This is a genomic window from Pseudomonas sp. NPDC086251, from assembly GCF_044746405.1.
Taxonomy (GTDB): domain Bacteria; phylum Pseudomonadota; class Gammaproteobacteria; order Pseudomonadales; family Pseudomonadaceae; genus Aquipseudomonas.
Genome location: NZ_JBIVBY010000024.1, coordinates 106,145 through 112,216, shown reverse-complemented (window position 1 = coordinate 112,216; position 6,072 = coordinate 106,145). Strand labels below are relative to the sequence as shown.

Here is a 6,072-nt window from a genome sequence, read left to right as displayed (position 1 = left end):
CTGTTCCAGCTTGTGCTCGACCAGCTCTTCGAAAATCATCACCTGCAGTTTGCCCAGACCTTCGAAGCCCAGCACCTTGGCGCCGGCCTTCTTGGCGATAGCACGCGCCTTGTCGATGTCGTTCAGGTCGTCAGCGGTCAGCTCAGGGTTGTACTTGAGGATCGAGTCGAACACCGACAGACGCACGAACGGTTCGCCGAAGTGGAACACCTTGTCGCCGTAAGGGACGTCGGTGCTGCCCAGCACCAGCTGCGCCAGTTCGCGGAACAGTTCTTCGGTCAGGTCCATGTTGTCTTCGTAATCGGCGTACGCCTGGTAGAACTCCAACATGGTGAATTCAGGGTTGTGACGGGTCGAAACGCCTTCGTTACGGAAGTTGCGGTTGATCTCGAACACTTTTTCAAACCCGCCAACCACAAGCCGCTTGAGGTACAGCTCAGGCGCGATACGCAGGAACATTTCCATGTCCAGCGCGTTGTGGTGAGTTTCGAACGGCTTGGCCGCCGCGCCACCCGGAATGGTTTGCAGCATCGGCGTTTCCACTTCCAGGAAGTCACGCTGCATCAGGAAGCTGCGGATGTGCGCAATCACTTGCGAACGTACGCGGAAGGTCTGGCGCACTTCTTCGTTGACGATCAGGTCAACGTAACGCTGGCGGTAGCGCTGTTCGGTGTCGGTCAGGCCGTGGTGCTTGTCCGGCAGCGGACGCAGGGACTTGGTCAGCAGGCGCACTTCAGTCATTTCGACGTACAGGTCGCCCTTGCCGGAACGCGCCAGGGTGCCAACGGCGGCGATGATGTCGCCCATGTCCCAGGTTTTCACCGAGGCCAGGGTTTCTTCGGACAGGGTCTTACGGTTGACGTAGACCTGAATGCGACCGGTCATGTCCTGGATCACCATGAACGAGCCACGGTTGAGCATGATGCGACCGGCAACCTTGACCGGGATTGCAGCCTCTGCCAGCTCTTCCTTGGTCTTGTCCGCGTACTGTTTCTGCAAGTCTTCGCAGTAGTTTTCGCGGCGGAAGTCGTTCGGGAAGGCATTGCCCTTGGCGCGCTCGGCAGCCAGCTTTTCCTTGCGCAGGGCGATCAGGGAGTTTTCTTCCTGTTGCAGGGCTTGCGGGTCGAGTTCTAGGTCGCTCATGTCTTTAAATATTCCATCACAGGTTCGTTGCCCCTGCCTGGCGGCAGGGTTCGCGGGCAAGCCTCGCTCCTACAGGATCGCGGAGTCCGTCGATCCTGTAGCGCGTGCCTTAGAGCCCTTGTTTCAAGCTTGCTACCAAGTATTCGTCGATGTCGCCGTCGAGCACCTTGTCGCAGTCGCTGCGTTCGATGTTAGTGCGCAGATCCTTGATCCGCGACGCATCGAGCACGTAAGAGCGAATCTGGTGACCCCAGCCGATGTCCGACTTGGTGTCTTCCAGGGCCTGGGAGGCGGCGTTGCGTTTCTGCACTTCCTGCTCGTACAAGCGCGCCCGCAACATTTTCATCGCGGTGTCTTTGTTGGCGTGCTGGGAGCGTTCGTTCTGGCAGCTGACCACGGTATTGGTCGGTACGTGCGTTATCCGTACGGCCGAGTCGGTGGTGTTTACGTGCTGACCACCGGCACCCGAGGAGCGGTAGGTATCGATGCGCAGGTCCGACGGGTTGATGTCGATTTCGATGTTGTCATCGATTTCCGGCGACACGAACACGGCCGAGAACGAGGTGTGGCGACGGTTGCCGGAGTCGTACGGGCTTTTACGGACCAGACGGTGCACGCCGATTTCGGTACGCAACCAGCCAAAGGCGTATTCGCCCTTGATGTGGACCGTGGCGCCCTTGATCCCGGCGACTTCACCGGCCGACAGTTCCATGATGGTCGCGTCGAAACCGCGTTTGTCAGCCCAACGCAGGTACATGCGCAGCAGGATGTTGGCCCAGTCCTGGGCTTCGGTACCGCCGGAGCCGGCCTGGATATCCAGGTAGGCGTTGTTGGCGTCCATTTCACCGCTGAACATGCGACGGAATTCGAGTTTTTCCAGGGATTCGCGCAGACGCTCGACTTCGGTCGCGACGTCATCGACGGCAGCCTGGTCTTCTTCTTCGGCGGACATCAGCAGCAATTCTTTGGCGTCGGCCAAGCCGGTGTGCATTTCGTCGAGGGTTTCGACGATCTGCGCCAGCAGGGACCGCTCGCGGCCCAGTTCCTGAGCATACGACGGGTTGTTCCAGACATTCGGATCTTCAAGCTCGCGATTGACTTCAGTCAGACGCTCATGCTTTTGATCGTAGTCAAAGATACCCCCGAATAGTTTCGGAGCGCTCGGACAGGTCCTTGATACTGTTAAGGATCGGGTTGATTTCCATGGCGGGCAGCACTCGTTGGCGAACTTTTGAAAGCCGGCGAGTATACCGTAATCAGGCTGTCACGGCAGCCCGCCTGGCGGCTTTAGGGGCGAATGATTTGGGCGCGCGATGATGCTTGCCACTCGCTGACAGCCCATTGCGCCGCTTCCAGCGCGCCCTCCATGTACCCGGCCTGCTCACGCGCCACCTCGCTGCCGGCCAGGGACAGGTAAGGCGACCAACCGCCCTGGACCCCGGACATCCCCGTAGCGCTTGCCCCGTGAGCGCCTGCCACTTGATCGGCACCGGTCGCTGTCAACTCGTCCGCCGCCCAGTCCTTGATGAACTCGGCATGCGGCGTGGCGGCCCTGGCGCCGAATAGCCGCACCAACTGGGCACGACATTGCTGCATCAGCGCGTCCTCGCCCACGTTGCGCCGCGAAGCCGCTGCCAATCCGATAAACCCGAATAACGCCGCCCCGCCCGTTCCGCTGGAGGCATCATGGATTTCCACCAGCGGGCCAACCATGCTTTGCGCCATGCCGGACAGGCCGTCGTCACGCCAGAACGCCTGGTCGTAGACCGCGACGTATTTGGCGTGGGGCGCCACCCAGGTCGGCGTATCGACCCAGCGTTGCTGCTCGACCGGGTTCAGCGGCGGCTCGAAGCAAACGGTTTGGGCGATGATCCGTGGCGGCATGGCGAGCATCACATGGGCACATTCAAATGCTACTTCCTCGCCGATAGCATTCTGAACGGCCAATTCAACGCCTCCTTCCACTTGCCGCGCCGAAACCGCCCGATGCTTCAGAAGCAAGTGGCCACCGGAAAGCGTACCGGCCAACGCCTCGACCAACATCCCGGTGCCACCGGCAATTCGCATCGATTCATTACCCGACGGATACCCGGCCAATCGCTGCGGCGGCTCAAGCCTGAAGCGTTCAACCAGCATGTCGCCCTCAACCGGTTGCGCGAAGGTACGCAAACCCAGTCGCCCGACAAGGCGCGTCATGTGCGGCTGGAAATCCGGCCAGAACCAGGACGGGCCGAGATCAAATGAGCGGGCCGACAGAATGCGCCCGCCCACCCGATCACGCGCTTCAAGCACGATAAAATCCACGCCCGACCGGGCCAACAGCCAGGCCGCGTACAAGCCGCTCAGGCCCGCACCGACGATAATCACCTGAGTCCGCTTCATTAAAAACGCTCCAGTTGCGCACGCAGATCCAGTTCATGAGTCCAGGCCGAGTGTGGCTGGTGGGCCAACATCCAGAAGCTTTCCGCCAGCGCGACAGGGTCCAGCTCTGTGCCATCCGCATCGCCGATCAGCCCGTCGAGTATCACGTGCGCCACATGAATACCCTGAGAATGGAACTCGCGCGCCAGTGACTGCGCCAGCCCGCGCAAGGCGAATTTGGCCGAAGCGAAGGCAGCAAACCTGGCGCCGCCACGCAGACTGGCGGTGGCTCCGGCGAACAGCAACGTTCCGTGCACCGCCGGCAGCATTCGCGTGACAGCCTGCTGGCTCACCAACATCGCCGACAACACCATTGAGCGCCAAACGCCCTCGAAAGCCGCGGCCGACAGCTGCAGATAGGGCGCGATCAACAAATCGCCCACCATATGAATCACCACCTCAGGCACGCCATGTTGCCGCTCGATTTGCTCGAATGTCGCCTTCACTTCAGCTTCCTTCGTCAGATCGCACGCAATGGCAAAGTAGCCGGGCAGCGGCCATTCGCGAGCCGAGCGCGACAGACCGACCACCCGGTAACCGCCCTCGGCAAACCGCGCCGCCAGCGCTGTACCGAGGCCTTCACCGATACCGGCCAGCACCATCAGGGGTTTATTTTCAGTGTTGTTCATGACTCACGCACCTCGAATGGCCTGACTTGAGATAGAACACTGCCCCGCTGGCGCCAGCGCAAAACCGCGCCCGACCGCCGGCCGGCAAACGCAGCCAGGTAAGCGGCGGACACTCATCCGACAATTGCCCTTTGAGCACCAACACTTCGACGCCGACGCCGACGATTGAATGTTTGTATTCCTCAAACGCGTTCAGAGAGATCAGATCGACACGCTCGTTTTGGTCGTCGAACAAACACTGCGTCGGTGTGGGGCCATTCGGATCAAAGGCCTTCAGCCGAATCGGTTGATGTTCATCTGGCTTCATCTGCATCAGTTTGACGAACAGCAGCGCCCCGGCAGCGCTCGACGGCTCATGCACCGAACCCGGCGGATTACGCAGATAAGTGCCCGCCGGATAGTCCTGGTCTGCATCGGAAAACACCCCGTCGAGCACCAGGATTTCTTCGCCACCCGGATGGGAGTGCGCGGTAAACGAGGCCCCCGGCGCATACCGCACCAGGCTGGTGGCCCGGGCGTGTTCGCCGCCGATGCGATCGAGCATGACCCGCTCGACGCCGGGCAGTGGCGAGGCGGTCCAGTGGAACTGTTCGGGGCGAATGATGACTCGTTGTGAGAAATCGGCGTTGATGTGCATAGCTTTCTCCCGTCCAACCTGCCCCCTTGTGGGAGCAAGCCTGCTCGCTCCCACAGGGGATTGGGTTTACAGATGGCCGAGGGCGGCGTGGGCATCCAGCACGCGCGCGGAGTACGTCACCGCCGCGCCGGCGTTCAACGCAATCGCAACCCCCAGTGCCTCGGCGATTTCCTCACGACTGGCGCCATGCTTGACCGCCGCTTGGGTATGCACCGCGATACAACCGTCGCAGCGGGTCGTCACGCCGACGGCCAGCGCGATCAACTCGCGGGTCTTGGCGTCCAGATGCCCGGTCCTGGCCCCGGCACCGTCCATCGCCTGCAAGCCGCGAATCGTATCCGGACTCAGCTTGGCGAAGTCGCCGACCCGGGCCAGCAACTGCTCTCTGTAACCGTTCCAGTCCATCATGTTGATCACTCCCCTTTTCAGTTGCGACCGGCAGTAACGCCACCGTCCACCGGCAGCACGGTGCCGGTGATCCACGAAGCCTGGTTCGACGCCAGGAACAGGATCGCCTGCGCCACATCCGCCGGTTGGCCATTGCGCCCCAACGGGTGGAAAGCGTTGAAAGTCGGCAGTGTTTCCTTGACCTGTTCAGCAGTCATGAAGGTGCCGTACACCGGGGTCTCTACCACCGCCGGAGCGACGGTGTTGATGCGGATATTGAGCGAGGCCAGTTCGAGGGCGAGGTTGCGGGTCAAGGCATGCACGCCGGCATTCGCGGCGGAATAGGCCGCCGACGGGGTCGCGCCGATGGCTTGCAACGCCCACAGCGAGCCGGTCTGCACGATCGCGCCGCCACCGCGCAATTGCATCGCCCGGGCCGCGGCCTGGGCCATGAAGAATTTGCCCTTGAGAATGATGTCCAGAAAGCCGTCGTACTCACGCTCATCGACTTCAAGGAACGGTTTCGGACTGAACACCCCGGCGTTGTTGACCAGGATATCGACACCGCCAAACGCACGGATCGCCTCATCCACCAGTGCCTTGGCCGTGGCCGGGTCAGCGATGTCGCCAGCGACGAAACGCACGTGCGCACCGCTTGGATCAATGGCGTCGGCAGCCTGGGCCAACTTCGCCTTGTCACGGCCACCAATCACTACCGATGCGCCGGCAGCGACCAATTGCTCGGCCACTTCTTTGCCGATACCTGAACCGCCACCGGTGACGATGGCAACCTTCGAAGAAAAGTCGTACATGGAATGATCCTTTGGGAGTGCAGAAGAGTGCTGATTTTCTGCC

Annotated in this window: 7 protein-coding genes; all 7 read right to left on the bottom strand. The window is 61.3% G+C overall.

The features are described 5' to 3' along the window. Positions 1 to 1,143, bottom strand: a 1,143-nt coding sequence (gene lysS / locus ACIPL2_RS25080; protein ID WP_401360830.1) for a lysine--tRNA ligase, incomplete at its 3' end; no start/stop codon positions are given. A gap of 109 nt (positions 1,144 to 1,252) precedes the next feature. Continuing rightward, a protein-coding gene (gene prfB / locus ACIPL2_RS25075; protein WP_401360828.1) for a peptide chain release factor 2 occupies positions 1,253 to 2,348 on the bottom strand; the annotation gives its coding sequence in 2 pieces (ribosomal slippage) (positions 1,253 to 2,275 and positions 2,277 to 2,348; 1,095 coding nt in all). A gap of 82 nt (positions 2,349 to 2,430) precedes the next feature. After that, complete coding sequence (locus ACIPL2_RS25070; protein ID WP_401360826.1) at positions 2,431 to 3,525, bottom strand: flavin monoamine oxidase family protein; 1,095 nt, start codon at positions 3,523 to 3,525, stop codon at positions 2,431 to 2,433. Next, a complete protein-coding gene (locus tag ACIPL2_RS25065) occupies positions 3,525 to 4,193 on the bottom strand; it encodes an SDR family NAD(P)-dependent oxidoreductase (RefSeq protein ID WP_401360824.1) in 669 nt (222 codons plus the stop codon). Before ACIPL2_RS25065 ends, ACIPL2_RS25070 begins: the two co-directional genes overlap by 1 nt. Then, a complete protein-coding gene (locus ACIPL2_RS25060) occupies positions 4,180 to 4,830 on the bottom strand; it encodes a cupin domain-containing protein (RefSeq protein ID WP_401360822.1) in 651 nt (216 codons plus the stop codon). The genes ACIPL2_RS25065 and ACIPL2_RS25060 overlap by 14 nt, the downstream gene beginning before the upstream one ends. Positions 4,831 to 4,896: 66 nt before the next feature. Next, entirely contained in the window at positions 4,897 to 5,244 is a 348-nt protein-coding gene (locus ACIPL2_RS25055) for a carboxymuconolactone decarboxylase family protein (RefSeq protein WP_401360838.1), read from the bottom strand. 11 nt (positions 5,245 to 5,255) lie between these two features. Further along, positions 5,256 to 6,029 (bottom strand): SDR family NAD(P)-dependent oxidoreductase, encoded by a 774-nt coding sequence (locus tag ACIPL2_RS25050; protein WP_401360820.1) that lies wholly within the window; start codon positions 6,027 to 6,029, stop codon positions 5,256 to 5,258. Positions 6,030 to 6,072 lie beyond the last annotated feature (43 nt).

Bases quoted from the DNA above. Each gene is read 5' to 3' on its own strand.
- ACIPL2_RS25070 (WP_401360826.1), bottom strand. From the start codon at position 3,525: ATGAAGCGGACTCAGGTGATTATCGTCGGTGCGGGCCTGAGCGGCTTG.
- ACIPL2_RS25065 (WP_401360824.1), bottom strand. From the start codon at position 4,193: ATGAACAACACTGAAAATAAACCCCTGATGGTGCTGGCCGGTATCGGT.
- ACIPL2_RS25060 (WP_401360822.1), bottom strand. From the start codon at position 4,830: ATGCACATCAACGCCGATTTCTCACAACGAGTCATCATTCGCCCCGAA.
- ACIPL2_RS25050 (WP_401360820.1), bottom strand. From the start codon at position 6,029: ATGTACGACTTTTCTTCGAAGGTTGCCATCGTCACCGGTGGCGGTTCA.